Raw genomic sequence first — 26,202 nt, 5'->3', positions numbered from 1 at the left:
ATCGCCACGAACAAGAAGTGACATTGCAGGCGGGGCGAAGCCGAATTTGCTCCGCCCCGCCGCAACAATCGGCTGCTTTTCTGATCGCGATCAGGACCGGCCTGTCGCCAGCACACGCGCATCGGCTTCCGCGACAGCGCCTTCCGGCGTTTCGCCGCGAATCTCTTCCGAAACCTGTTCCTCCAGCCTGCGGCCGTTGTCGGCATCAAAGAGATGAATGTCGGAGGGGTTGACCGCAAAAGTGAGCAGGTCGCCCGGCATGCGCACACGCCCGTCCGTCACATGGGCAATCAGCGACTTGCCCGCAAACGTACCATGTACGAGCCTGGCGGAGCCGAGTTCCTCGGCGAAGTCGAACTTGCCCGAAATGCCGCCCGGTGCAAGCCGCACCGCTTCAGCGCGAAAGCCCAACGTCACGGGGCCGTAGCCCACATTCGGCCACCGGCCGCGGTCGTAGGCCATTCGCTGCCCGTCCGACAGCACAAGGGACCCGCTGTCCGGATCGGCAGTGGCATCGATAAGGTTGAGCCCCGGCGTTCCGATGAAATTTGCAACATAGGTGGTCTGTGGACGCTGGTAGACTTCGGCCGGCGTAGCCACCTGTTCGATCACGCCCTTGTTCATGACCACGATGCGGTCGGCGAGGGTCATCGCCTCCACCTGGTCGTGCGTCACGAAAAGGGTCGTCGTCCCGAGCCGCTGGTGCAGCTTGCGGATCTCGATCCGCATGGCGACACGCAACTTGGCGTCCAGGTTCGAAAGCGGCTCGTCATAAAGGAAGATTTTGGGCTCGCGGATCATGGCGCGCCCCATGGCCACACGCTGCCGCTGGCCGCCCGAAAGCTCGGCCGGCCGCCGCGTCAGAAACTCCTCCAGCCCCAGCGAACGCGCCACTTCACGCACCCGCTCCTCGCGTCGCGCCTTCGGTGTGCGGGCGATCTTCAGCGAATAGCCGATGTTCTGCGCCACCGTCATGTGTGGATAAAGCGCGTAATTCTGGAACACCATGGCGCAGCCGCGCTCGCGCGGCTCCAGCTTGTTGGCGACGCGCCCGCCCAGGATGATCTCGCCTTCGGTCACGCCTTCGAGGCCCGCGACCATGCGCAGCAAGGTCGACTTGCCGCAGCCGGACGGCCCCAGAATGACGACGAATTCGCCCGCCGAGATATCGAGATCGACGCCGTGGACGACCTCGTTCTTGCCGTAGGACTTGCGGACGTTGCGCAGGGTGATTTCGGCCATGGCTGAACCCTATTTTTCCGTTGAGATGAGGCCGCGCACGAACCAGCGCTGCAGCATGATGGTGACGAGCACGGGCGGAGCGAGGACGATGAGGTTGGCCGCCATGGCGATGTTCCATATCGGCGGGGCGCCGAAGAGCGGGCCAGGCACCACCTTCTGCAACTGCATTGTTGCGGTGGCGTAGTTGGCATGGTCGGTGACAATGAGCAGCGGCCACAGATACTGGTTCCATGACCAGACGAACATGATCGTGGCCAGCGCTGCCATGTTCGTCTTCGACAGTGGCAGCAGAACCTCGATGAAGAAGCGCATCGGCCCTGCCCCGTCCATCTTGGCGGCTTCCGTCAGTTCGTCGGGAACGGTCAGGAAGAACTGGCGATAAAGGAAGGTGCCGGTGGCGGTCGCGATCAGCGGCAGGATCAGGCCCGAATAGGAATTCAGCAGGTTCCATTCCGGCAGTTGGATGCTCAGGCCGAGCAGGTTCAGCATGGCCTGGAACGGGCCGAGCGCATTGGCCGCCACCGCGTAGGTCGGCACGATGCGAACCTCGAGCGGCAGCATCAGCGTGATGAAGATGAGCCAGAACATCAGCATCCGCAGCCGATAGCTGAAATAGACGATGGAGAAGGCCGACAGCGCGGCAATGCCGATCTTGCCCGCAGTGACGCCCAGCGCGACGATGAGCGAATTGATCATCACCCGGTCGAAATTGCCCTGCTTCCAGGCGATCGACAGGTTCTCCAGCAGGTGATTTCCGGGCCAAAGCGGCATCGGCACCTGGTTGACCGTATGGAAATCATGGCTGGCGGCAACGAAAACCACCCAAAGCGGCATCAGCAGCGCTATCAGGCTGAGTACCAGGATGGCCTGGGTGACGAAATCCAGAATTGGCGTGCGTTCGATCATGACGATTTCCGCTCAATTGTAGTGAACGCGCCGCTCGATGTAGCGGAACTGGACGAAGGTGAGAGCGACGATCAGCACCATCAGGACGATCGACTGCGCAGCGGCCAGCGAGTAGTCCTTGCCCTGGAAGCCGTCGGTATAGATCTTGTAGACCATGAGGTCCGTCGCGCGGGCCGGACCGCCGCCCGTCGTGATGTCGACGATGCCGAACGAGTTCACGAAACTGTCGGTGATGTTGATGACGATGAGGAAGAACAGCGTCGGCGTGATCAGCGGAAGCTGGAGGTCCCACATGCGGCGCAACACGCCGGCCCCGTCCATGGCACCCGCCTCGCCCATCGTGCGCGGAATGGATTGCAGGCCGGCCAGGAAGAAGATGAAGTTGTAGCCGACGAGGCTCCATGCCTGTGCCAGCACGATCAGCAACATAGCGTCGAAGCCATCGAGCGCAGGGTTCCACAGGCCCGGGAAGAAGCGGTTGATCGCCGACACGAAGCCCGCGTCAGGCGAGAAGATGAAGCGGAAGGCAAGCCCGACGGCCGGCGCGGCAAGCGCATAGGGAAGGAAGAAGGTGAACTTGTAGACCTTGTGCCCCGGAAGCCGCCGGTCGACGAACAGGGCGAGCAGCATGGCGATGACTAGCGACAGAGTGGTGGCAGCGACCGCAAACAGCAGCGAAATGCGCACCGAGCTCCAGTATTTAGGATCGTTGAAGACGTTTTCGAAATTGTAGAGGCCGACCCATTCATTGCCGCCGCCGAAGGCGCGTTCCAATGTGAAGGCCCAATAAAGCGCTTCGCCCGAAGGCCAGTAAAAGAACACGAAAACCAGCAGCATCTGCGGCGCGATCAAGGCCGCCGCCAGCCATCGGTTGGAAAATGTGGCGCGTTTCTCCAAGGCACAGGCTCCCTGCGGTGAACCGAAAGGGAGGCGCCGCTATTAGCGGCGCCTCATTCTGCGTGTCTGACCCCCGACCTCAGGGCAGGTCGGTGCCACGATAGGTCTGCTCGTAGCGACGCAGAATCTGGTTGCTGCGGTCGGCAGCGTCGTCCAGTGCGGTCTGTATATCCTTCTGGCCGGTGAAGGCCGCCTCGAGTTCGGAGCGAACTTCAGCGCGGATCGACGTGAAGTTGCCGAGACGGATGCCGCGCGAGAGCGGGGTGACATCCGATGCGGTGAGCGACTCGATCGCCACTTCACGGCCGGCAAAGCGCGGATCGGCATAGAAGCCTTCCGACTTCAGAAGCTCGAAGCCCTTCATGGTGACCGGAATGTAGCCGGTGTTTTCGGCGATGAACTTTTCGCCGGTGTCCGCGGCAGTGACGTATTTGAGGAAGGCAGCAGCGGCCTCATACTCTTCCTTCGACTTGCCTTCCATGACCCACAGCGAAGCACCGCCCACGATGGAGTTGGTGCGCTTGCCCTCTTCGAGCGTGGGCAGCATGGAGACATCCCAGTTCATGCCGTCCACCTGCGTCTTCTTGATCGTGCCATGATTGGCGATCGAGGTGGTGGTCGATGCGCAGGAGCCATCGGCGAAGGACTGGACGAGGGTCTTGCCGACCTGTGCCGTCTGGATGCGCGCATAGCCGGCGTCCAGCCAATCCTTGAACAGCTTCATGTGGTCGACAAAAGCGGTCTTGTTGAACGCCACTTCGGCGCCGAGGCCGCCATAGCCATTTTCGTTCGTGGCCAGCGGCAGGCCGTTGATGGCCGAGAACTGCTCGAGGTTCATCCAGGTGTCGAAGTCGAACGCGAAGCCGCATTCAACGCCGGCCGCCTTCATCGCCTTCAGGTCTTCGCCCAGCGCAGCCCAGGTCTTCGGCGCTTCGGACTTGCCGATCTTGGCCCAGGCGTCCTTGTTCCAGTAGAACACTGCCGTCGAGGAGTTGTAGGGGAACGACCACATCTCGCCCTTCGAGGTGGCATAGTAGTTGGCTATGCCCGGGATATAGGCGCTCCAGTCGATGTCCAGCTTGTAGTCTTCGGCGAACTTGTTGGCCGGGTAGATGGCGCCCGACAGCATGAAGTTCACGGTGCCGGCATCGTAGATCTGGACGATGGTCGGGTGCTGCTTGGCGCGATAGGCCGCGATCGTGTTCTGTTCGGCCTTGTCGTATCCGCCCTGGCCGGAACAGACCGCCTCGTACTTATCCTGCGACTGGTTGAAGAGCGCGCAATGCTTTTCCATCACCTCGCCGAGGTCGCCGGTCAGGCCGTACCAATAATTGAACTTGATACGCTCCTGCGCCTGGGCGGCGCCGGACGCGATTGCCATGACCGAAGCGGCCAATGCGAGAAGGGAAGTCCGTTTCATTACAGTCTCCAAGGAAAGAATGTCGCGGGTCCGTCCCCCGCCGTGTGTCTCCCTAGAGCCGTTGCATGACAGTTCTGTTCGCGTCCGATTACAATCCCGTGACGGCAAGATGAAGTTTTGGTCAAAAACGCGATTTCATGGAACCGTCACGATAAGTCAGACGCCTGTCACGAAACCCGAAGATTGTCCCGAGATGTCAATGGCCGCACGAGCGGCCTTCATCCGTAAAATCAAGGGAAAAAAAGAACATGCTGGCCAATGGTGCTACAGGCACGGGCATTTCCGCACACAAGCGGGCAAACGACCTGAGCGACTTCGCTGACGAACTCGACATGATCGAAGGGCTCGGCGTCGAAGCAATCGAACTGCCGACCTATGACATGGATATCGTGATCGGCGGCAAGATCCGCCGCCAACAACTGGATGCGCTGAAGCGCGCCTGCGCTGGCCGCGACGTCGTCTATTCCGTCCACGGCCCGCTCTCGATCAACTTCATGGACGAGGCCTGGCGCCTGCCACGCCACATGGAAGTGCTGGAAGCCTCGCTGGAGGTCGCCGCGGAAGTTGGCGCGGAGCACTATGTCATCCATTCCGGGCTGGTGCCGCAGCAGCAGGCGCAGGGCATCAAGGCCGCCTATGAGCGACAGCGCGAATGGCTCGCGCGGGCCGGCGACGTTGCCGCCAGGCTCGACCTCGTTCTATGCGTGGAAACGTTGTTTGCCGGCTATGAGGGGCGCGCGCGCTCGGCTTCACCCGCCCGCCTGGCCGCCGAGCTCACAGCCATCAACCACCCGAACGTGCTTGCCACGCTCGACTTCAGCCATGCCTATCTGAAGCTCGACTACGACGGCCAACGCGACAGCTTCATCGAGGAGGTCAAGGCGATTGCCCCCTGGGCACGCCACCTCCACATCCACGACAGCTTCGGCCGCCAGGACGATATCTGGATGTTCACCGAGGGCGAGCGCCTGGCCTACGGCCATGGCGATCTGCATCTGCCGGTGGGCTGGGGCGACATTCCTTGGGACCGGATCGTCGCGGAGTGCGAGTTCCCCGAAGGCGTTCTCTTCAATATCGAGCTGAAGGAGCGCTACTGGTACGCAGCGCAGGAAACCGTCGACGCCACCAAGCGTCTGGCCGAAACGGCCCGCGTCATCGGCCGGGCGGATGCGGCCTGATTAGAACAGAACTCGGAAACGCAGAAGGGGTGGCCTCGGCCACCCCTTCCACTTGAATTCCAGATCGAGTGCCGCAATCAGCGCGGCAGGACCGCCGTAGCCTCGATCTCGACCCTGGCTTCGTCTTCCATAAGGGCCACCACCTGCACCATGGCCATGGACGGGAAATGCTTGCCCAGCACGTCGCGATAGGCGGCGCCGATCTCGCGCACATTGGCGATATATTCCTGCTTGTCGGTGATGTACCAGGTCAACTTGACGATGTGTTCCGGGCGCCCGCCGGCTTCCTTCAGCACGTCGACGATGTTTTGAAGGGTCTGGCGCGTCTGGCCAACCAGATCCTTGGCCTCGAACACCTGGTCGCCGGTCCAGCCGACCTGGCCGCCGAGATAGACGACGCGACCGTCCGCGACGATGCCATTCGAATAGCCCTTGGCCGCCTTCCAGTTGGCCGGGTGAAGCACTTCGTGAATGGTTTCGGTGGTCATGGATAGTCTCCAGTTCTGGTAGTTCGTGGATTTCGCGCGGCGTCTCAGACGCCGAGATAGCGGTCCTGCAGCTCTGCCGTCAGCGCTGCGGGCGCACCGGAAAAGACCGTGCGGCCCTTCTCCAGCACAAAGCAGCGGTCGGCGACCGGCAGCAGTTCGGAAAGGGTCTTGTCGACAACCAGGATCGACTGGCCTTCGGCCTTGAGGCGGCGGATGGCGGCCCAGATGTCGTGCCGGATCACCGGCGCCAGGCCCTCGGTGGCTTCATCAAGAATGAGCAGCTTGGGGTTGGTCATCAACGCCCGGCCGATGGCCAGCATTTGCTGCTCGCCGCCCGAAAGCGTGTTTGCATACTGGTCGCGCCGTTCGGCAAGGCGCGGGAACAACTCGTTGACGCGGGCGAGCGTCCACACGCCGGGGCGCGCCGCGGCGACGAGGTTTTCCTGCACGGTGAGGTTGGGGAAGCAGCGCCGCCCCTCCGGCACCAGCCCGACGCCGAGCCGGGCGATGCGGTGCGGGCTCAGCCCGCCGACCTCCCTGCCCGCCACGCGGATGCTGCCGCCGCGCGGCCTGACTAGGCCGAGCACCGAGCGGATCGTGGTGGTCTTGCCCATGCCGTTGCGGCCCATCAGCGCCACGACCTCGCCCTCGGCTACGGCGAGTTCGACGCCGAACAGCGCCTGCGAGGCGCCATAAAAACTCTCCAGTCCGGCAATCTCCAGAAGCGTCATGCCGCCTCCCCCAGATAGGCGCGGCGCACTTCCGGGTGGCTGCGGATTTCGTCCACCGTGCCGCTGGCGATGATACGGCCATAGACGAGCACGGAGATGCGGTCAGCCAGCGCGAAGACGGCGTCCATATCGTGCTCCACCAGCAGGATCGGCGCCTCCCGCCGCAGGCCGTCGAGGAACGCGGTGAGGCTGCGCGAACCTTCCGGCCCCATGCCGGCCATCGGCTCATCGAGCAGGAAGGCTTTTGGACCCAGCGCCAGAGCGATCGCGATCTCGAGCTGGCGGCGCTCGCCATGAGAAAGCTCGGCTGCCGGCACGCGGGCGCGGTCGGCAAGACCGGTGCGCTCCAGCGCGGCCATCGCCGGTTCGATCAGCGATCTGTCGCTCATCACCGGCTTGAGAAAGCGGAAGCTCGAGCCTTGGCGCGCCTGCACCGCAAGCATGACATTGCGCAGCGCCGAAAACTCGGGCGCCAACGAAGAAATCTGGAAGCTGCGGCCAAGGCCGCGCCGCGCCCGCTCGACCATGCCGAGCGCGCCGACATCCTGCCCGAAGAAGTGGATGCTGCCGCTGTCGTGCCGGAGCGAGCCTGCGATCTGGTGGATCAGCGTCGACTTGCCGGCACCGTTCGGGCCGATCAGGGCGTGAATCTCGCCGGGGCGCAGGTCGAGGCTGACGCCGTCGGTCGCCTTCAGCGCGCCAAAAGTCTTGCGCAGGTCTCGGATGGAGAGAACCGCCTCAGCCATGACGCGCCTTTCCGGCAACGATGCCCATCAGGCCGCCGCGCGCGAACAGCACGACGCCGAGCAGGATCAGCCCAAGGAAAAACTGCCAGCGCTCCGTCAGGCCGCCAAGCACCGATTCGAACAGCACGAACAGCATGGCGCCCGCCAGCGGCCCGAACAGCCGTCCGGTGCCGCCGAGGATGACGAGCACGATGAGTTCGCCCGACATCTGCCATGACAGCATGGAGGGGCTGACGAAGCGGTTGAGATCGGCATAAAGCGCGCCGGCCACACCGGTGATGGCCGCGGAAATGGCGAAGGCGACGAGACGCACCGGAAAGGGCGCGATGCCCACGGCGGCAAGCCGCGTCTCATTCTGCCGGCCGGCCTGCAATGCCGCGCCAAAACGCGAGTTGCGAATGATCGCGAACAGGAGCAGTGCGGCCAGAAGCACGCCGTAGCAGACCAGGAACAGGCTGAGCGGGCTGGCCGTGTTGAGGCCCGGAAAGGCGTTGCGCGACAGGATCGACAGGCCATCCTCGCCGCCATAGGCAGGCCAGGACATGGCGAAATAGTAGATCATCTGGGCGAAGGCCAAGGTGATCATGATGAAATAGACGCCGGAAGTGCGCAGGCTGATCGCGCCAATGGGCAGCGCCACCAGCGCACTCACCAGCATGGCGAAGAACCAGATGACCGGCATCTGGTCGCTGCCCATGAACTGAAACGGCGCCGAGAACAGCGGCTCCTGGTTGAAGGCGTGGGTCGCGAAGATGCCGGCGACATAACCGCCGATGCCGAAAAAGGCGGCGTGGCCAAACGAGATCAGCCCGCCGAGGCCAAGCGCAAGGTTGAGCCCCACTGCAGCCAGCGCCAGCACCGCCATGCGCGTGGCGAGCGTTATGTAGAAGGGCTCGTCAATAGCCAATGCCACCAGCGGAAACGCCAGCAACAGCGCAGCCAGAAAAATGCCGAAGAGGTTCTCGCGCGTCATGCCCACCCCGTCACGCATTGGCCGCGAACAGGCCGCGAGGCCGGAAGGCGAGGATGAAAGCCATGACGATGTAAATGAGCATGGAGGCGATCGCCGCGCCCATTGTCGTGCCCTGCGCCGGCCCCATGAAGGCTGCGAACAGCTTTGGCAGCAGGAAGCGGCCGAGCGTGTCGACCAGGCCGACCAGCACGGCGCCGAACAGCGCCCCCTTGATCGAGCCGATGCCGCCGATGACAATGACGACGAAGGCGAGGATGAGCACCGGCTCGCCCATGCCGACCTGCACCGATTGCAGCGCGCCCACCAGCGCGCCAGCGAGCCCGGCAAGGGCCGCGCCCAGCGCAAATACGACGGTGTAGAGGGTGCGGATGTCGACGCCGAGCGCACCGATCATCTCGCGGTCGGACTCGCCGGCGCGGATGCGCATCCCGAGGCGCGTCTTGGAGATGAGCAGGTAAAGGCCGGCCGCCACGACGATGCCTACGCCGATGATCGCCAGCCGGTAAAGAGGATAGCGCCCGCCGCCGGGAAGCTGGATCGCGCCGGACAGCGCCGCCGGAATGTCGAGATAGAGCGGGAAGGAACCGAACAGCCAGCGCGTGCCTTCCGAGAAGATCAGGATCAGCGCGAAGGTGGCGAGCACCTGGTCGAGATGGTCGCGGTCGTAGAGCCGGCGGATGACGGCGAGTTCCACCAGCGCACCCGCAGCGGCAGCTGCTGCCAGGCTGGCGACAAGACCGAGCCAGAACGAGCCCGTCGCCGCTGCAACGGCAGCACAAGCGAAGGCGCCGACCATGTAGAGCGAGCCATGCGCAAGATTGATGAGGCCCATGACGCCAAAGATCAGCGTCAGCCCGGCCGCCATCAGGAACAGCATGACGCCGAACTGCAATCCGTTCAGTAATTGCTCGATCAGGAGCGCGGTGGACAAGGATCGGGTTCCATCAGTTTTAGAGGAAGCGAAACTGCTTCGTTCCTTCAATTCATGCCCCCTCTCCGTCTCGGCTTCGCTCGGCACCTCTCTCCCGCAAGCGAGGGAGAGGATAGCCGCGGCGAGCTGGACGCCCATCCTCTCCCCTCACGAAGTGGGGGAGAGGTGTCGAGCCCGGCACGGGCGAGACGGAGAGGGGGAATTTCAAGCCCGGCCACAGGTGACCGGGGTTTTCGTCACATCTTGCAGTCTTTGGCGTAGGCGTCCTCGTGGTCGGTGAAGCTGGTGGCCACGATCTTGTTGGTCAGCACGTCGCCTTCCTTGATGACCTCGCGGACATAGATGTCCTGGATCGGATGGTTGTTGGTGTTGAACTTGAACTTGCCGCGCACGGAATCGAAGTTCGCCTCCTTCAGCGCCGCGCGGAAGGCATCGGCGTCCTTCACGCTGGCCTTGGCAGCGGCCGACAGGATCAGGTTGGCCGTGTCGTAGCCCTGCACCGCATAAAGCGACGGCAGGCGGCCATATTCGGCCTGGAAGCCCTCAACGAACTTCTTGTTCGCTGCGTTGTCGAGGTCCTTGGACCAGTGCGAGGAGTTCTTCACGCCGATCGCGGCGTCACCAATTGCGCCAAGCACGTCCTGGTCGAAGGAGAAGCCCGGTCCCATCACCGGCGTCTCGACGCCCGACTGCGCATACTGCTTCATGAAGGCGATGCCCATGCCGCCCGGCAGGAAGAAGAACACGGCATCGGCACCCGAATCGCGGATCTGGGCGATCTCGGCGGCGTAGTCGGTCTGGCCGACCTTGGTGTAGACCTCTCCCGCCAGTTCGCCCTTGTAGTAGCGCTTGAAGCCGGTCAGGGAGTCGGTGCCGGCCGGGTAGTTGGGCGCCAGAATGAACATCTTCTTGTAGCCGGCGGTGTTGGCATAGTTGCCCATCGCCTCGTGCAGATTGTCGTTCTGGTAGGAGACGTTGAAGTAGTTCTTGTCGCACTTGGTGCCCGCCAGCGCCGAAGGCCCGGCATTGGTCGACAGATAGAACTTGCCCTGCGCAACCGCATTGGGAACCACGGCCATGGCCAGGTTCGACCAGATGATGCCGGTGAGCAGGTCGACCTTGTCGCTCTGGATCATCTTGTCGGCGATCTGAACCGCCAGTTCGGGCTTCTGGGCATCATCTTCGGTCACGACCTCGATGTCCTTGGCATCCGCCTGCTTCAACGCAAGCATGAAGCCGTCGCGAACGTCGACGCCGAGACCAGCACCGCCGCCGGAAAGCGTCGTGATCATGCCGATCTTCAGCGGGTCGGCAAATGCCGATCCCGAAACGCCCACAGACAGCGCCAGCAGGCTGGCAGCAAGAATTTTCCTCATCGTTTATCCCTCTCCCATTGTATTCATGATTTCCCGCGCCCTCCTCCGGGCCCGGAATGGCTTTGCTAAAGCTCGGTGCGAACTTTCCAGAGTTCCGGAAACAGTTCAACCTCCAACATCTTGCGCAGATAGGAGACGCCCGAGGTGCCGCCGGTGCCGCGCTTCAGGCCGATGATGCGCTCGACCGTGGTGACGTGATTGAAGCGCCAGCGCCGGAAATAGTCCTCGAAGTCGACCAGCTTTTCGGCCAGCTCGTAAAGCATCCAGTGGCGCTCCGGCTCGCGGTAAATGTCGCGCCAGGCCGTCAGCACCTGCTCGTTTTCCGCCCGCTGGTCGCGCCAGTCTGCGCGCGCCGCATCGGCACCGATGTCAAAACCCTGCCGGGCCAGCAGCCGCAGCGCTTCGTCATAAAGGCTGGGGGCCGAGAGTATATCCTCCAGCGCCTCGACGACATCATCCCTGTGCGCATGCGGCTTCAGCATCGCCAGATTGCGGTTGCCGGCCAAAAATTCGATCGCGCGATATTGGTAGGACTGGAAACCGGAGGATTGGCCGAGCGAGCCGCGAAACTGCGTGTATTCGCTGGGCGTCATGGTGCGCAGCACGTCCCATGCGCTGTTCAACTGCTCGAAAATGCGCGCCACGCGGGTCAGCATCTTGAAAGCCGGCTGCAGCCGATCCTCCCGGATGGCCACGATCGCCGAGCGGATCTCGTGGATGGCGAGCTTCATCCACAGTTCGGAGGTCTGGTGCTGGATGATGAACAGCAGTTCGTCGTGCGCCTCGGAAAGCGGCTCCTGCGCGTCGAGCACCTTTTCCAGATGGAGATAGTCGCCATAGGACATGCGTCCGCGAAACTCCATCTGGGCTCCCTCGGCAGGATTGTCAGCTTTCGTCATGCGAGCCCTTCCCGGCGGAACAAGCCGCCGCCTCCTCTAAGAAGAGGATTGCACTCCACCCGCTACATTTCAAGCATGAAATTTTATGATTAAAATATCTCTCTGGGAGTGCTCAAGCCCCTCACCCCCTGCCAATATAGGGCATCTTGGTCGCCATCACGGTCATGAACAGCACGTTGGCGTCCAGCGGCAGGCCTGCCATGTAGAGCACCGCCTCTGCCACGCGCTCGACATCCATCACCGCCTCCGGCGCAATGGTTCCGTTGGCCTGCGGCACGCCCTGCGTCATCGGCATGGCCATCTCGGTCAGCGCATTGCCGATGTCGATCTGGCCGCAGGCGATGTCGAACGGCCTGCCGTCCAGCGCCAGCGTCTTGGTGAGGCCGGTGATGGCATGCTTGGTGGCCGTGTACGGCACGGAGCCGGGCCGCGGCGCATAGGCCGAAACCGAGCCGTTGTTGATGATACGCCCGCCCTGCGGGTTCTGCCGGCGCATGGCGCCGAAGGCGGCACGCGCGCACAGGAACGAGCCGGTGAGGTTGACACCGACCACGTCGTTCCAAACCTCGACCGGGATTTCGTCGATCAGCGTCGACTTGTAGCCCATGCCGGCATTGTTGAAGAGCAGGTCGACGCGCCCGAATGTTTCGGCAGCGCCGGCAAACAGGGCATCGACCTCGTCGGCTTTGGAAATGTCGCAGGCAATTGCCAGCGCGCGGGCTTCGGTCGGACCGGCCTGGGCGATCGCGTCATCAAGCAAGGGTTTGCGCCTTCCCACGAAAACCGTGTTCCAGCCCGCCCTCAGCAGCGCGATAGCGACCGCCTTGCCTATGCCAGTGCCCGCGCCGGTTACGATTGCGGTCTTGCCATTCGTCATCGCGATTACCTCCCCGAACGTTTCGGCATCGCAGAAGTTGGGGCGGGAGGCAAGCCGGTTGAATCCGGCGCAAAAAAGAGGCGGCCATTGGCGACCGCCCTCAGGATCAGGAACGCTTGGGAGGAGGAACCGCGCCCCCGTATGGCGAAATGATGCGCCTGACCGGTTAACAAAACCTTGCCGGCGAATATCGCGCCGTCAAAGCCCGGCGTCTTCCGCTTCGCGCGTGGCAGTGACCTTGGCCTCTGCCACCGTGGCTTCGATGTGATCGACCAGCGCATCCGGCAAGGCAAGCCGCCCGGCCAGCATGTCGAGGAAGCCGCGCTCGGCGCGGGTGTCCGGATCGATCGTCAGGCGAGCGGCGGTATAGAGTTCGATCTTCTGGGCGTCGGTCTGTGCGGCCGCGACCAGGGCGTCAATGTCAAGCGGCCGGGAAAGTTCGCCGAGCAGGAAGCTCTCGGCCTCGCTGTCGATCCCGGCGCCAGCCAGCTTCTCGGCGATCTTGCGGCGCTCTTCTTCGTCGACATGTCCATCAGCCTTGGCTGCCGCGACCATGGTCCGGACCAGCGCCAGGGCAAATTCGCGCTCGCCTTGCGGCGCCTGGGCAGGGTGGAAGCTCGTGTCGGCAGGCGGCGGCAGCAGTTCCGGCTCTCCCTCGCCGGCTGGCGCCGGCTTGGCGCCGTTCTGATAGTTCTGGTAGGCCTTGTAGGCCAGGCCCGCGATGGCAGCGAGGCCACCGAGCCGTACCGCCGATGCCGTCACCTTGCGCCCTGCGCCCGTGCCGAGCAGCACCGCCACCAGCGTACCTGCGGCCAGAGGATTGTCCCTGGCGAGTTGCGCCGCCTGACCGGCCTTGTCGCCGACCGTCGCATCGGTCCCCGGAACTTTGGAGCCGAGCAGGTCATCAAGCAGCTTCTTGGGATCCAGCATAATGCCTCCGGAAATTGGGTCCGCAGCCGCGGACGGTTTCGGATGCCGCTGAATTAGGCAGCCCACCACGACATTGCAATGACGGTAGGGATGATTTCCGGACGCGCCCGAAGGGCCCCGCCTCCCCCTGCCGCCTCGTCAGCTGCCGATATGGCGATTGCCGCGACGGGCCGCAAGTTCGACCTGCCGATGTCGTTCGGCGTAGCGGGCGCGATCCTCTTCGCTGCGGGCCTCGACACAGTGGGGGCAGGAAACACCCTCCTGGAAATGCGGCGAGGCCTGCTCCTCGGGCGTGAGCGGATGGCGGCAGGCCCGGCACAGCACGGCACTGCCCTGCTCCAGACCATGCGAGACGGCCACGCGCTCGTCGAAGACGAAGCACTCGCCCTCCCACAGGCTCTGCTCGGCCGGCACCTCTTCCAGATATTTCAGGATGCCGCCCTTGAGGTGGAACACTTCCTCGATGCCGAGCGACTTCACATAGGCAGTGGCCTTTTCGCAGCGGATACCGCCGGTGCAGAACATGGCCACCTTGCGGCCTTCGAGCTCGTCCCGGTGCTGCTCCACCCAGGCGGGAAACTCGCGGAAACTGCTGGTCCTGGGGTCGACCGCGCCGCGAAACGTGCCGATAGAAACCTCATAGTCGTTGCGGGTATCGACGACGATGGTGTCGGGGTCGGCAATCAGCGCGTTCCAGTCCTGCGGCGCTACATAGGCCCCCGTCCCTCCTAGCGGATCGATGCCCTCCACGCCCATGGTCACGATCTCGCGCTTCAGCCGCACTTTCATGCGGTGGAACGGCATCTCGGCCGCGCGGCTGTATTTCAGCTCAAGTCCGGCAAGTTCGGGGATGGCTTCCAGCCACGCCACGAGTTCGAGGATCGCCTCGTCCGTTCCGGCCACCGTGCCGTTGATGCCCTCGCGGGCCAGTAGCAGCGTGCCCTTGATGGCTCGCGCGCAGCAAAAGTCCGCCAACGGCGCGCGCAAGGTTTCGAACGCCTCGAACCGGCAGAACCGGTAGAGGGCGGCGACGCGGAATTCGTTCTGTTGCGCAGGCTGGTTCATCGCCAAGGGCAGTAACGCCAGCGGCGTGCTGTTTCAAGACAAGATGGCGAGCGAAGGCACCTCCGTGGCGAATGGACCCGCCGATGCCCTCGCGCTAACTTCTCCAGATATCCGTCAGGTGACTTGCAGGCGCTGCTCTGCTAAATCGTTTGAAATTGCTTTCCAGCCCAGAGAATCCGATGTCCAGCAAGACCGAAAAGCTCATTTCACTTCTCGACGGTCAGCCCGTCATCCCCGTGCTGAAGATCGATGACGTCGCTTCGGCCGTACCTCTGGCGCGCGCGCTGGCGCGCGGAGGATTGCCGGCGATCGAGATCACGCTGCGGACGCCTACGGCACTGGAGGCAATCCGCCGCGTGATCGGCGAGGTCGAGGAGGCGATCGTCGGCGCCGGCACCATTCTCGACCCGCGCCAGTTCGAGCAGGCGGCGGAAGCGGGCTCGAAATTCATCGTCAGCCCCGGCGTCACCCGCGATTTGCTTGCCGCGGCCGGCGACAGCCCCGTTCCGCTGCTGCCAGGCGCGATCACGCCCGGCGAGATGATGATGGCGCGAGATGCCGGGCTCGATTTCCTGAAATTCTTTCCGGCCGAGCAGGCGGGCGGCGCGGCCTTCCTGAAGGCTCTGGTCTCGCCCTTGGCGGAGATCCGCTTCTGCCCGACCGGCGGCATCACCGCCGCCAATGCGCCAAGCTATCTCTCCCTTCCCAACGTGGCCTGTGTCGGCGGGTCGTGGGTTGCGCCCGATAATCTCGTGAAGTCGGGCGACTGGGCGGCAATCGAAGCGCTGGCGCGCGAGGCAGCCGGTCTGCGCAAGGGCTGAGGCGGCTCGGTGCGCTCCTGACCGCTGCGCTGTCGTCCTACGGCACTACTAGGAAAACAAGAAAGCGCCGGGCAGAACCGGCGCTTTCCTCATTTCGAGCATCTGGGGCAGCCAGATCAGTTGAAGCGGGCCACCGACAGGAACTGAACCGCCTTGCCGCTGAACCGGCTCGCATCCGCCACCTGGTTCCCCTGCTGGAAGCCGGCCGTGTAGACCTCGCGCGGCGCAGTGCGCACGATGTTGTAGGCAAATGACGGAGCCTTCGTCCCGGTTGTCGCCTGAGCCACATGGGTGCCGTGCAGCACCCAGTGGGCAGCCTGCGGTACAGCCGCAAGCGTCACCGGCTTGCGGTCGGGCTTGGCGTCCTGGCCGTTGGCGCGAGCGGCCTTCGGCGTGGTCTTGGCCCCGGCGACCGCGGCAGCCGCATCGGCCCCCGTGGCGCGCTGGACCATGGCTTCCGCCGGAGCGGTCGCGCTTGTCAGTGCCGCCATGCGCGCATTGTTGGCCTTGATCTCTGCCTCCACGACGGAGGCACTCTCGGCCGCAGCGAGCTCGGCAATGGGATCAGGCTTGACCGTTTCGGGCAGCGCAGGGCGCGCTTCCGGCAGTGCGGCAACCACCATCTCGGCCTGCGCCAATTCCGGCCGGCTGGAGGGCAGCGGAATTGCAACATCGCCGATGGCCTGGCTCTCAGCCGGTTCCGCAAGGGCGAGAAGCGTGGCCGCCTGCTGCGCCGACGGCGTGTAGTCCGGCCGATGCGTCGGCAACGGAACGTTGAGCGCAATCTCATGCACCGCGCCAGCCGGCGTTGCCGGCAGCGGGTCCTGCGCCATGCCGAATGGGACATTGGCGGGCGTTGCCGCGGCCGCAAGCGCCAGGGCGCCTACGTCGTCCTGTGGCCGTGGTGCCAGTGCCGGCAGAGGCACGCTGCGCGCAGGCAGCGCAGCAATGATGGTTTCCGGCGTTTCCGAGGACTGCTGCTCAGCTTCGTTGAACGGCGGAACCTCGGCGCGCTGCGCCTCGTTCGGCGACAGGATCTGGATGCCGTTGGCGGCAGATGCGGCCACCGCAGGCGCGGGCTTCACGCTGGCCTTCGGCGCAGGTGCCGGGGCAGCAGACGCCATGACCGGTGCGCTATCCTCCTCGTCGTCGGCGCCACCGCCGCCTCCGAAAAGCGTAGCCAGAAGGCTACGGGAGCGCTTGGGGCTGCTCTTGCCCGTCGCCAGCGCAATGGCGATTTCGCCGCTATTCTTGCGGGCTTCGTAAGAGGCCAGCGCCTGATCGAAGCCCGGCAGCGGCTTGCCGTCGCTCGGCACATGCAGGGTATTGCCCTTCGGGAACACCGCCACCAGCTCCTGACGGCTCATGCGCGGCCAGTGGCGCACATTGCCGACGTCGAAATGCACGAAGGGCGAGCCGGAAGTCGGATAATAGCCGACGCCGCCGGCCTCCAGCTTCAGGCCGATTTCGCGCATCTTTTTCAGCGGCACGTCGGGAAGATAGAAGTCCATCGCCTTGCCGAGCATGTGCTGGCTCTTTTCGGCAACGCCCTTGCTGCGGCTGCGCAGCATGCTGTTGGTCGCCGGCGAGCGATAGGCCGAAACGACGTGGACATATTCACGAGAACCGGACGCGCGATAAGCTTCCCAGACCAGATCGAGAAGCCGCGGGTCCATCTTCGTCGGCTCGTTGCGGCGCCAATCGCGCAGGAGACGGTTGATCTGCTCCAGGCCGGCCGGATCGTAGCGGCCGTTGCGCTTGAAGGTGATCTCGCCCTTCTCTCTGGTATGGACGAAGTAAAGCTTCAGGGACCGCGTTTCGGCGCTTGCCGACGATACGCCCATGGTCAAGGAACCTAGTGCGATCAGCGAAGCGGCCAGCATACGCCAGCGATCACGCCTGTTTTTGGGTCGCTCGGTGTCAGTCAAATCAAAGGCCCTGTAGAGTGCCGTTTGTCCCCGGATTTGAATCCCGGACGTTAAAAACCACGCCCGAATATCGATCCTAATGGTTAATCAGAGCTTATTGAAGGGGGAATGCGGTAAGACCGTGGCGATTTCCGGGCAAAAACCTTACGCTGGCGTCGTGGTTAACAGACGATTGCCGCGGCCTTGCCCGGCAAGACACGCGGCTCCTAGCGGTCCGCCACCGGGTCGAGGCCGTATTCCTTGAGCTTGCGATAGAGCGTGGAGCGCCCGATTCCGAGGCGACGCGCAACCTCGCTCATGCGGCCATTGTAGTGTTCGATCGCGAGCTTGATCATCTCCAACTCGACCTCCGCCAGCGTCCGGACCTCGCCCTGCTCGTCGACGCCCTTCAGCAGGCCGGTGCCGGCCTTTGCAACGGATGATTCGGCGACGGCGGATTCCGCCGGCCGCACACGGACCGGCTCGGCCACCTCAGCCGGCACGGCCGATCGTTCGGCAAGCACCACCGCGCCTTCCACCTGCGCCCTGATCTGCGGAAACTCCTCCTCTGTCAGAACGTCGCCCTCGCACAACACAGTGGCGCGGAAAACGGCATTCTCCAGCTGGCGGATGTTTCCCGGCCAGTCATAGGCCTGCAACATGGACAGGGCCTTGGCCGAGATATCCATTATGCGGCCGCGCGGCTGCGTGTGCCCGACATTGGCCATGAAATGGCGCACGAGCAGCGGAATGTCTTCGCGACGCTCGCGCAAAGGCGGAACGAAGATCGGATACACGTTCAGCCGGTAGAACAGGTCCTCGCGGAACTTTCCGTCCTTCACCTGCTGCAGCAGGTTGCGGTGGGTGGCAGAGATCAGGCGGATGTCCACCTTGACCGTCGAGCGTCCGCCGACCGGATCGACCTCGCCCTCCTGCACCGCGCGCAACAGCTTCACCTGCACGTCCAAAGGCAGGTCGCCGATCTCGTCCAGGAACAGCGTGCCCGTATGCGCCTCGACAAATTTGCCGGTGTGCCTTTCCGTCGCCCCGGTGAACGAGCCCTTCTCGTGGCCAAACAGGATGCTCTCGACCAGATTGTCGGGGATCGCACCGCAGTTCACGGTCACGAACGGCTTCGACCTGCGGGCGCCGGACCCCTGGATCGCGCGGGCCACAAGTCCTTTGCCCACCCCGGATTCGCCTTCGATCAAAATCGGGATATCGGATGCGACCGCCTTCTGCGCGACGCGCAGCACCCGTTCCATCGCCGGGCTGCTGGTCACCAGGTCCTTGATGGTCAACACGCCGCCGCTTCTTTTCGGGCGCGAAGCCTCGCCGCTGAGTGCACCAACCTTGAGGGCGTTGGCGATCGCCGTCTTCAGCCGCTCCGGCGAGGCCGGCTTGACGACGAAGTCGAAGGCACCGTTGCGCATGGCCGAGACCACCGTCTCGATGCCGCCTTGCGCCGTCTGGACAATGACCGGAAGTTCGATGCCGCGTTCGCGCATGGTCTTCAAGACGCCGATTCCGTCCATGCCGGGCATGGAAAGATCGAGGATCATGCTGGCGATGCCGCCGCCGTCGCGGCCGTCGAGCGCCTTCAGCCCGGCAGCCCCATCGTCGGCCAGGATGGCTCTATAGCCGAATTTGGTGACAGCCGCCTCCAGCAGGCGCCGCTGCACCGGATCGTCGTCGACTATGAGGATGCTGGCTGGCATGAAATGTTCGAAGAATCGCGTTAGAGAGCATGGTGCCGTATGGATCATGCTGGCACAGGGTTCTAAATAAGGTTTCAAAAAAGCCGGTGAACGAAGTCCTTAGATTTACCGGCTCTTTATTCTTGTCTTGAAGTCGGAAGGAAATGCGATGCGCATAGTTCCGGAGCGGAACGCCGCTCCTCTGGGCTCCAGCCAGAGCGCGGTCGACCTCGGCAACCTGCCGGAATGGGATCTGAGCGATCTCTATGCGAGCATGGATGCGCCGGAGCTGAAACGCGACCTCGCCAAGGCCGCCGAGGATGCGGTCGCCTTCGAGACGCGCTGGAAGGGCACCCTGGCGGCGGAAGCGCAGAAGGGAAGCGAAGGCAAGCTGGGCGAGGCATTGCGCAGCTATGAGGCGATCGAGGAACTGATCGGCCGCATCGCCTCATTCGCCGGGCTCGTCTATGCCGGCGACACCTCCGATCCGCAGCGCGCCAAGCTCTACGGCGACGTCCAGGAAAAGATGACCGACGCCAGTGCGCACCTGCTGTTCTTCGCGCTGGAGCTCAACCTCATCGACGACGCGCAGCTTGTCGCCGCGCTCGACGCCGACCCCGCCTTCGGCCACTACCGGCCATGGGTGCTCGACCTGCGCAAGGACAAGCCCTACCAGCTCGAGGACCGCATCGAGCAGCTGTTCCACGAAAAGTCGATCACCGGGCGGGGCGCCTGGAACCGCCTCTTCGACGAGACGATGACCGATCTTCGTTTCGACATCGACGGCGAGCAGATGACGCTGGAGCCCACCCTCAACCGGCTTCAGGATGCCGACGGCGAAGTGCGGCGCAAGGCTTCCGAAGCGCTTGCCAAGACGTTCAAGGAAAATCTGCGCACCTTCACGCTGATCACCAACACGCTGGCCAAGGACAAGGAGATTTCCGACCGCTGGCGCGGCTTCCAGGACATCGCCGATTCCCGCCACCTCGCCAATCGCGTCGAGCGCAGCGTCGTGGATGCGCTGGCAGCCGCCGTTCGCGAAGCCTATCCACGCCTGTCGCACCGCTACTATTCCATGAAGGCGCGCTGGCTCGGCATGGAGACGATGAACCACTGGGACCGCAACGCTCCGCTGCCCGAGACACCGCAGGCGACGATCGGATGGGACCAGGCAAAAGATACAGTGCTGTCGGCCTATGGCCGCTTCTCGCCGCAGATGGCCGACATAGCCCGCACCTTCTTCGACCGCCGCTGGATCGATGCGCCGGTGCGCCCCGGCAAGGCGCCGGGCGCATTCGCGCACCCGACCGTGCCCTCGGCGCATCCCTATGTGCTGCTCAACTATCTGGGCAAGCCGCGCGACGTGATGACGCTGGCGCACGAACTCGGCCACGGTGTGCACCAGGTGCTGGCCGCCGGCCAGGGCGCGCTGATGGCCTCCACGCCGCTTACGCTTGCCGAAACGGCCTCCGTGTTCGGCGAGATGCTGACCTTCCGCTCCCTGCTCGACCAGACCACCGACAAGCGCGAGCGCAAGGCGATGCTCGCCCAGAAGGTCGAGGACATGATCAATACGGTCGTGCGCCAGATCGCCTTCTACGAGTTCGAGCGCAAGGTGCACACCGAGCGCCGCAACGGCGAACTGACCGCCGACCGCATCGGCCAGTTCTGGCTGGAGGTGCAGGCCGAAAGCCTCGGTCCGGCGATCAAGCTGCGCGACGGCTACGAGACCTTCTGGACCTACATTCCGCACTTTATCCACTCGCCGTTCTACGTATATGCCTATGCCTTCGGCGACTGCCTCGTGAACTCGCTCTATGCGGTTTACCAGAACGCCGAGCAGGGATTTCAGGAGAAGTATTTCGACATGCTGCGCGCCGGCGGCACCAAGCACCACTCCGAGCTGCTGAAACCCTTTGGCCTCGATGCGTCCGATCCGGCCTTCTGGCAGATCGGCCTCGCCGTCATCAGCCAGCTGATCGACGAGCTGGAAACGCTGGATTGAGGCGCCCCGCCTTCGCTGCTGCAGGTTAGAAGAATGCCAGCCTCCCCGTTCGTTCTCTTCCGGGACGATCCCGCCGGCCACGAACTCCTGTTCGATCGCCCAAGCGAGATCATCGTTGCCGACACGCCGGACAATTTCTTTCCGGCGCTGGATTCGATCCAGGCCGCGCATGACGCGGGAAAATGGCTGGCCGGCTATTTTTCCTACGAGGCCGGCTATCTGCTCGAGCCCAAGCTGCGGCCGATCCTGCCGGAGGGGCGCCGCGCGCCGATGATCTGCCTCGGCGTCTTCGACGCCCCTTCCGACAGCATCTTGCCGGCCTTCCGCAAGTCGGCCACCAATGGCCCAATCTTCGACGCAAGGGCCAGCTGGTCCTTCGCCGACTATGAAAGCCGATTTTCCAGGCTGCACCAGCACCTGCGGCAGGGCGATTGCTACCAGGGCAACCTGACCTTCCCGATCCGTGCGCAGTGGTCGGGCGATCCGCTCGCCGCCTTCGACGCGCTGACCGAGCGACAGCCGGTGAAATACGGGGCGCTGGTTTCTTTGGACAACGGACCGATCGTGCTGTCGCGCTCGCCGGAGCTGTTCTTCCAGGTGGATTCGGATGGCTGGATCGAGACCCATCCAATGAAGGGCACCGCCCCGCGCGGCAAGACCCAGGCCGAGGACGAGGCGCAGCGTGAGTTCCTGCGCAACGATCCGAAGAACCAGGCCGAAAATCGCATGATCGTCGACCTGCTTCGTAACGACATCTCGCTGGTCAGCGAGGTGGGCTCGCTCGACGTGCCGGAGCTGTTCCGCGTGGAAAGCTATCCGACCGTGCACCAGATGGTGAGCCGAGTTCGGGCGAAGCTGCTGCCCGACGTGACTATTGCGCGCATCTTCGCCGCGCTCTTCCCCTGCGGCTCGATCACCGGCGCGCCGAAAATCCGTGCCATGGAGATCCTACGCGAGCTGGAGGGTACGCCGCGCGATGCCTATTGCGGCGCCATCGGCTGGATCGCTCCGGGCGGCACGATGCGCTTCTCGGTTGCGATCCGCACCATCTCGCTCTTCCCCGAGGGCGAGGCGATCTACAATGTGGGCGGCGGCGTGGTGTTCGATTCCACCGCACGAGAGGAATATGACGAATGCCTTCTGAAAGCGCGCTTCGCGACGGGAGCCCCGCCGGCTTCGAGCTGATCGAGACGCTGCGCTGGGAGCCTGCAGAAGGCTTTTTGCGGTTCGACCGGCACTTGGCTCGACTCGAGGCATCAGCGCGTGCACTTGGCTTCGCCTTCGACAAGCCGTCTGTCGAAGAGGCGTTGGTGCACGCAGTCGGCGGCGACACTCCGCTGCGGGTCCGGTTGACGCTTGACCGCGCCGGACAGCCGAATGTCACCATCCAGTCCTTCGTGCCTCTGCCCGCTGGCACAGTCTGGACCTTGGCGATAGCTGCCACCCGGCTGGACGCCAAAAACCCGCTGCTGCGCCACAAGACGACGCTGCGCAACGCATACGATGCCGCGCGGGCAGAGTTTTCGCGCGAGGCGGCCGACGAGGTGGTCCTGCTGAATGACGCCGGCAATGTCTGCGAAGGCACCATCACCACCATCTTTGCCGACATGGGCGATGGCGCGTTGAAGACACCGCCGCTGGGCAGTGGACTGCTTGCCGGCGTGTTGCGTGGCGAACTTCTGGACACGGGCAAAGCCGTGGAAGCGCCGCTGACCGTCGCCGATTTGAGGAACGCGCGCGCCCTTTACGTCGGCAACTCGCTGCGCGGGCTTATCTCCGCCCGTCTGGCCTAGTCATCTCCGGCTTGCACGCTTTTTGCGAGGCTGCTTATCTCGCCCCAACAGACAAGAGGGGAATAAACAGCCTTGAACACCATGCCTGCCCATACGCCGTATGATGGCTCGACGAAGCCGTTCACCATCGCGCTGAAGCCCCTCGACCCACAAGAATGGATCGAGATCGACGCCGACCTTCACGCCTATCTCGCGGAAAAGGACAGGCTCTATGGCTCGGTTGCCGACAAGGTGTTCGTCGAGCAGGTCGACACAAGCGCCGCCCAGCGCGAAGTGCTGGACATGCTGGTGCCTTATCTGCTCGAGCATCACCCCGAGATCTACAAGCGGGATGGTCATGAAATCGTGGTGGGCGGCACGCACCGCGTCGACATAAGCGAGGCATCAGAGCAGCCGCTGCGCGCCGCCTCGAGGCTGGTGCCGGAAGACCTGATCCTGATGCGCCGCGGCGATATTGGCTGGCGCCTCGCCGCCGGCTCGCTTTGCTTCCCATCGTCGTGGTCGCTCCGGGAAAAATTCGGCCTGGCGCTGCAGGAAATTCATGAACCGGTGCCGGCCTTCGGTCGCGGCACACGCACTGCCGACATCATCGAACGCATTTTCGACAACCTCGCGGTAGAACAGCCGGTACAGCGGTTCAACTGGTCGCTGCAGGCTGGCAATGCCCTCTACATGCCGTTCTCGCACCAGCAACGCATCGACCGCGCCACCAACCGCCCATCGAAATTCAGCACTGACGAGATTGCCGCGCAGGCCTTCATTCGCATCGAGCGCCAGACGCTTCGCAAGCTGCCCATTTCCGGCGACATCCTCTTCACGATCCGCATCTATCTCGACCCGCTGACCATGCTGGCCAGGCACCCGGAGAAGGCTCAGTTGGCGTCTTCGTTCGCCGCCCAGCTCGCCGCCCTCAACCTGGACCAGCTCGACTACAAGGGGCTTACCGCCGACCGTAACCGGCTGGTCGCTGTGCTGGAAAAAATGGCGGCGAGTGCCTGAAGCGGACTTCGATTTTTCTTTATTGTGAGGCCATTCTGTGATTGGCAGTTCGCGACCGACCGGGCCGATGGCAGCGGCGGCGCGAACCCCAAGGAGTATTCCGAGAATGGCGAAAGACGAATGGCCCGTACACGGTGAGATCGGCGGCCCGGTGGTGATGATCGGCTTCGGCTCGATCGGCCGGGGAACACTTCCTCTCATCGAGCGCCATTTCAAGTTCGACAAGTCGCGCATGACGGTCATCGACCCGCGCGACGACAACCGCCACATTCTCGACGAGCGCGGCATCGCCTTTCTCCAGGAAGCGGTGACCAGGGAAAATTACCGCGAACTGCTGACGCCTCTGCTCACCAAGGGCGGTGGCCAGGGCTTTTGCGTCAACCTCTCCGTCGACACCTCGTCGCTGGAGCTGATGCGGCTGTGCCGCGAGCTCGGCGTGCTCTACATCGACACGGTGGTCGAGCCATGGCTCGGCTTCTATTTCGACACCGAAGCCGACAACGCCTCGCGCACCAACTATGCGCTGCGTGAAACCATTCTCCAGGAAATCCGCGACCGGCCGGGCGGCACCACCGCCGTTTCCTGCTGCGGCGCCAACCCCGGTATGGTGTCGTGGTTCGTCAAGCAGGCGCTGGTCAACCTCGCCACGGATCTCGGCCTGGAATTCATCGAACCTGCGGCCGGCGACCGCGACGGCTGGGCCAGGCTGATGCAGCAGGCCGGCGTCAAGGGCATCCACATCGCCGAGCGTGACACCCAGCTCACCAGGAACCCGAAACCGCTCAACGTGTTCTGGAACACCTGGTCGGTGGAGGGCTTCATCTCCGAAGGCCTGCAGCCGTCCGAACTCGGCTGGGGCACGCATGAGAAATGGCTGCCCGAAAACGCAAAGGGGCACCAGACCGGCTGCGGGGCGGGCATCTATCTGGAGCAGCCCGGCGCCAACACGCGCGTGCGCAGCTGGTGCCCGACGCCGGGCGCGCAATATGGCTTCCTGGTCACCCACAACGAGGCTATCTCGATCTCGGACTTCTTTACCGTGCGCGACGGAAATGGCGAGGCCATCTACCGGCCGACCTGCAACTACGCCTATCATCCGTGCAACGACGCCGTGCTTTCCATGCATGAGATGTTCGGCGCCGCTGGCAGGGCGCAGCCGGTGCAGCATGTGCTCGACGAGGACGAGCTGGTCGATGGCAAGGACGAGCTGGGCGTGCTGCTCTATGGCCACGGCAAGAACGCCTACTGGTACGGCTCGCAGCTCACGCTCGAGGAAACGCGCGAGCTCGCGCCCTACCAGAACGCCACCGGCCTTCAGGTGACTTCTGCCGTGCTGGCCGGCATGGTGTGGGCGCTTGAGAACCCGCAGGCCGGCATCGTCGACACCGACGCCATGGACTACCGCCGTTGCCTCGAAGTGCAGCGTCCCTATCTTGGTCCGGTGACGGGCCATTATACGGACTGGACACCGCTGGAAGGTCGGCCGGGATTGTTCCCGGAGGATATCGACACGCGGGATCCGTGGCAGTTCCGTAACATACTGGTTCGCTAGGCGGGCTCCGACCAGCAAACCATCCCGGCAATGGCTTGCAATCGCCCTGAAATGGGGCGATTGCTTTTTCGATGCGGACTGAGGAGAGGGTTTTTCAACCATGACGATTGCGCGCAAACTGATTTCGGCGGCGGCGATTGCGGCCGCAGCGGCCAGCCTGGCCGGATGCGTGGGTTCGGGGCCGGGGGTCGGCGGACCGATTTCGGTTGCCCCCAGAGGCGTCGAGGGCGAATGGATGAGCACTGACGGCGTTGCCGTGTCGCAGTTCTCGGGCGGCGCCTTCCAGACCAATGCGCTGGACACCGGCAACAAGCTGGCCGACGGAAGCTACCGTATGGCCGATGCCCGCACGGTGGAGATCACCGTGCGGTCGCTGATCCGCCAGAGCACGACCAACGTCAACTGCGCGCTGGTGACCCCCAACCAGCTCAACTGCACCAGCTCCAACGGCCAGCAATTCGTGCTGACGCGCCGGCAGGTGACTGGCTGAACCCAAGGCAGGCGCAAAGTCCCCGCCCTGCCGCTCGAAGCGTGAGGTTCGGCCTTGCGCTTCGCCAATCGGCGTCCGCCGTCGACCGGGCCCGTGAATGCGAGGCGCACCGGTTTCGCTCTCCTCAATGTGGCGCAGCCTGCCTCGCCCCCGATGCCCTTCCACTTCCCAGTGCCGGGCCAAACGGTTTCAGAAGCCTTGCCGAATGCTCTCGCGGCTTCATCCACGGTGGACCTATTGTTCCCCGCTGCTCCCGTTTTAACCATCGCCCCGCCGCTG

Annotated in this window: 24 protein-coding genes; 8 read left to right on the top strand and 16 right to left on the bottom strand. The window is 63.8% G+C overall.

Features of this window, described 5'->3' with window-relative positions:
- Positions 1-90: 90 nt before the first annotated feature.
- The 4 genes from AC3A4H_RS17025 to AC3A4H_RS17010 all read right to left on the bottom strand — a co-directional run bounded on the left by AC3A4H_RS17025 (position 91) and on the right by AC3A4H_RS17010 (position 4,465).
- Entirely contained in the window at positions 91-1,242 is a 1,152-nt protein-coding gene (locus AC3A4H_RS17025; RefSeq protein WP_487767758.1) for an ABC transporter ATP-binding protein, read from the bottom strand.
- A gap of 9 nt (positions 1,243-1,251) precedes the next feature.
- Positions 1,252-2,148, bottom strand: coding sequence for a sn-glycerol-3-phosphate ABC transporter permease UgpE (ugpE, locus tag AC3A4H_RS17020; RefSeq protein ID WP_487767757.1), 897 nt, complete (start codon positions 2,146-2,148; stop codon positions 1,252-1,254).
- 12 nt (positions 2,149-2,160) lie between these two features.
- Entirely contained in the window at positions 2,161-3,045 is an 885-nt protein-coding gene (locus AC3A4H_RS17015; protein ID WP_348780562.1) for a carbohydrate ABC transporter permease, read from the bottom strand.
- 79 nt (positions 3,046-3,124) lie between these two features.
- Positions 3,125-4,465 (bottom strand): extracellular solute-binding protein, encoded by a 1,341-nt coding sequence (locus AC3A4H_RS17010; protein WP_487767756.1) that lies wholly within the window; start codon positions 4,463-4,465, stop codon positions 3,125-3,127.
- Between the two features lie 248 nt (positions 4,466-4,713).
- On the opposite strand from AC3A4H_RS17010, the gene AC3A4H_RS17005 reads away from it, so the two are divergent.
- Positions 4,714-5,643 carry a sugar phosphate isomerase/epimerase family protein gene (locus AC3A4H_RS17005; RefSeq protein ID WP_487767755.1) on the top strand — a complete coding sequence of 310 codons (930 nt, stop codon included), beginning with the start codon at positions 4,714-4,716 and terminating at the stop codon, positions 5,641-5,643.
- 77 nt (positions 5,644-5,720) lie between these two features.
- Here the strand turns inward: AC3A4H_RS17005 and AC3A4H_RS17000 are convergent, their stop codons facing one another.
- The 10 genes from AC3A4H_RS17000 to trhO form a co-directional block, all read right to left on the bottom strand.
- Positions 5,721-6,131, bottom strand: a complete 411-nt coding sequence (locus AC3A4H_RS17000) for a RidA family protein (protein WP_487767754.1) — start codon at positions 6,129-6,131, stop codon at positions 5,721-5,723.
- 44 nt (positions 6,132-6,175) lie between these two features.
- The gene (locus AC3A4H_RS16995; RefSeq protein WP_487767753.1) at positions 6,176-6,862 is read right to left on the bottom strand and encodes an ABC transporter ATP-binding protein; all 687 of its coding nucleotides are present in this window, start codon (positions 6,860-6,862) and stop codon (positions 6,176-6,178) included.
- A complete protein-coding gene (locus AC3A4H_RS16990) occupies positions 6,859-7,608 on the bottom strand; it encodes an ABC transporter ATP-binding protein (RefSeq protein WP_487767752.1) in 750 nt (249 codons plus the stop codon). The genes AC3A4H_RS16995 and AC3A4H_RS16990 overlap by 4 nt, the downstream gene beginning before the upstream one ends.
- Entirely contained in the window at positions 7,601-8,581 is a 981-nt protein-coding gene (locus tag AC3A4H_RS16985; RefSeq protein WP_487767751.1) for a branched-chain amino acid ABC transporter permease, read from the bottom strand. The genes AC3A4H_RS16990 and AC3A4H_RS16985 overlap by 8 nt, the downstream gene beginning before the upstream one ends.
- 10 nt (positions 8,582-8,591) lie before the next feature.
- Positions 8,592-9,512, bottom strand: coding sequence for a branched-chain amino acid ABC transporter permease (locus tag AC3A4H_RS16980; RefSeq protein ID WP_487767750.1), 921 nt, complete (start codon positions 9,510-9,512; stop codon positions 8,592-8,594).
- Between the two features lie 236 nt (positions 9,513-9,748).
- Entirely contained in the window at positions 9,749-10,888 is a 1,140-nt protein-coding gene (locus AC3A4H_RS16975) for an ABC transporter substrate-binding protein (RefSeq protein WP_487767749.1), read from the bottom strand.
- Between the two features lie 65 nt (positions 10,889-10,953).
- Positions 10,954-11,787, bottom strand: a complete 834-nt coding sequence (gene kynA, locus AC3A4H_RS16970) for a tryptophan 2,3-dioxygenase (protein ID WP_487767748.1) — start codon at positions 11,785-11,787, stop codon at positions 10,954-10,956.
- A gap of 121 nt (positions 11,788-11,908) precedes the next feature.
- Positions 11,909-12,664: an SDR family oxidoreductase gene (locus tag AC3A4H_RS16965; RefSeq protein ID WP_487767747.1), complete on the bottom strand. Its 756-nt coding sequence runs from the start codon at positions 12,662-12,664 to the stop codon at positions 11,909-11,911.
- Between the two features lie 198 nt (positions 12,665-12,862).
- The gene (locus tag AC3A4H_RS16960; RefSeq protein ID WP_487767746.1) at positions 12,863-13,594 is read right to left on the bottom strand and encodes a tellurite resistance TerB family protein; all 732 of its coding nucleotides are present in this window, start codon (positions 13,592-13,594) and stop codon (positions 12,863-12,865) included.
- A gap of 138 nt (positions 13,595-13,732) precedes the next feature.
- Positions 13,733-14,659, bottom strand: a complete 927-nt coding sequence (gene trhO, locus AC3A4H_RS16955; RefSeq protein ID WP_487767745.1) for an oxygen-dependent tRNA uridine(34) hydroxylase TrhO — start codon at positions 14,657-14,659, stop codon at positions 13,733-13,735.
- Positions 14,660-14,838: 179 nt separating this feature from the next.
- Here trhO and AC3A4H_RS16950 point away from each other — a divergent pair, with 179 nt between their 5' ends.
- Complete coding sequence (locus AC3A4H_RS16950) at positions 14,839-15,480, top strand: 2-dehydro-3-deoxy-phosphogluconate aldolase (RefSeq protein ID WP_487767744.1); 642 nt, start codon at positions 14,839-14,841, stop codon at positions 15,478-15,480.
- Between the two features lie 116 nt (positions 15,481-15,596).
- Here the strand turns inward: AC3A4H_RS16950 and AC3A4H_RS16945 are convergent, their stop codons facing one another.
- Positions 15,597-17,363 carry a peptidoglycan L,D-endopeptidase MepK gene (locus tag AC3A4H_RS16945; protein ID WP_487767743.1) on the bottom strand — a complete coding sequence of 589 codons (1,767 nt, stop codon included), beginning with the start codon at positions 17,361-17,363 and terminating at the stop codon, positions 15,597-15,599.
- A gap of 251 nt (positions 17,364-17,614) precedes the next feature.
- On the bottom strand, positions 17,615-19,105 hold the full coding sequence (locus AC3A4H_RS16940) for a sigma-54-dependent transcriptional regulator (RefSeq protein WP_487767742.1): 1,491 nt from the start codon (positions 19,103-19,105) through the stop codon (positions 17,615-17,617).
- Positions 19,106-19,253: 148 nt separating this feature from the next.
- Here AC3A4H_RS16940 and AC3A4H_RS16935 point away from each other — a divergent pair, with 148 nt between their 5' ends.
- The 6 genes from AC3A4H_RS16935 (at position 19,254) to omp10 (ending at position 25,923) form a co-directional block, all read left to right on the top strand.
- Positions 19,254-21,089: a M3 family oligoendopeptidase gene (locus AC3A4H_RS16935; protein WP_487767741.1), complete on the top strand. Its 1,836-nt coding sequence runs from the start codon at positions 19,254-19,256 to the stop codon at positions 21,087-21,089.
- Positions 21,090-21,122: 33 nt separating this feature from the next.
- Positions 21,123-22,274 (top strand): aminodeoxychorismate synthase component I, encoded by a 1,152-nt coding sequence (locus AC3A4H_RS16930; protein ID WP_487767740.1) that lies wholly within the window; start codon positions 21,123-21,125, stop codon positions 22,272-22,274.
- Complete coding sequence (locus AC3A4H_RS16925; RefSeq protein WP_487767739.1) at positions 22,223-22,882, top strand: aminotransferase class IV family protein; 660 nt, start codon at positions 22,223-22,225, stop codon at positions 22,880-22,882. Before AC3A4H_RS16930 ends, AC3A4H_RS16925 begins: the two co-directional genes overlap by 52 nt.
- A gap of 81 nt (positions 22,883-22,963) precedes the next feature.
- Positions 22,964-23,881 (top strand): heme-dependent oxidative N-demethylase family protein, encoded by a 918-nt coding sequence (locus tag AC3A4H_RS16920; protein ID WP_487767869.1) that lies wholly within the window; start codon positions 22,964-22,966, stop codon positions 23,879-23,881.
- A gap of 106 nt (positions 23,882-23,987) precedes the next feature.
- A complete protein-coding gene (locus tag AC3A4H_RS16915) occupies positions 23,988-25,433 on the top strand; it encodes a homospermidine synthase (protein ID WP_487767738.1) in 1,446 nt (481 codons plus the stop codon).
- A gap of 100 nt (positions 25,434-25,533) precedes the next feature.
- A complete protein-coding gene (gene omp10 / locus AC3A4H_RS16910) occupies positions 25,534-25,923 on the top strand; it encodes an outer membrane lipoprotein Omp10 (protein ID WP_348780542.1) in 390 nt (129 codons plus the stop codon).
- The last annotated feature ends 279 nt before the right edge of the window (positions 25,924-26,202 follow it).

It is taken from the genome of Pseudaminobacter sp. Soil_N_29, from assembly GCF_057656055.1.
The sequence above is the reverse complement of the archived record's forward strand: the minus strand, read 5'-3'. Positions and strand labels throughout refer to the sequence as shown.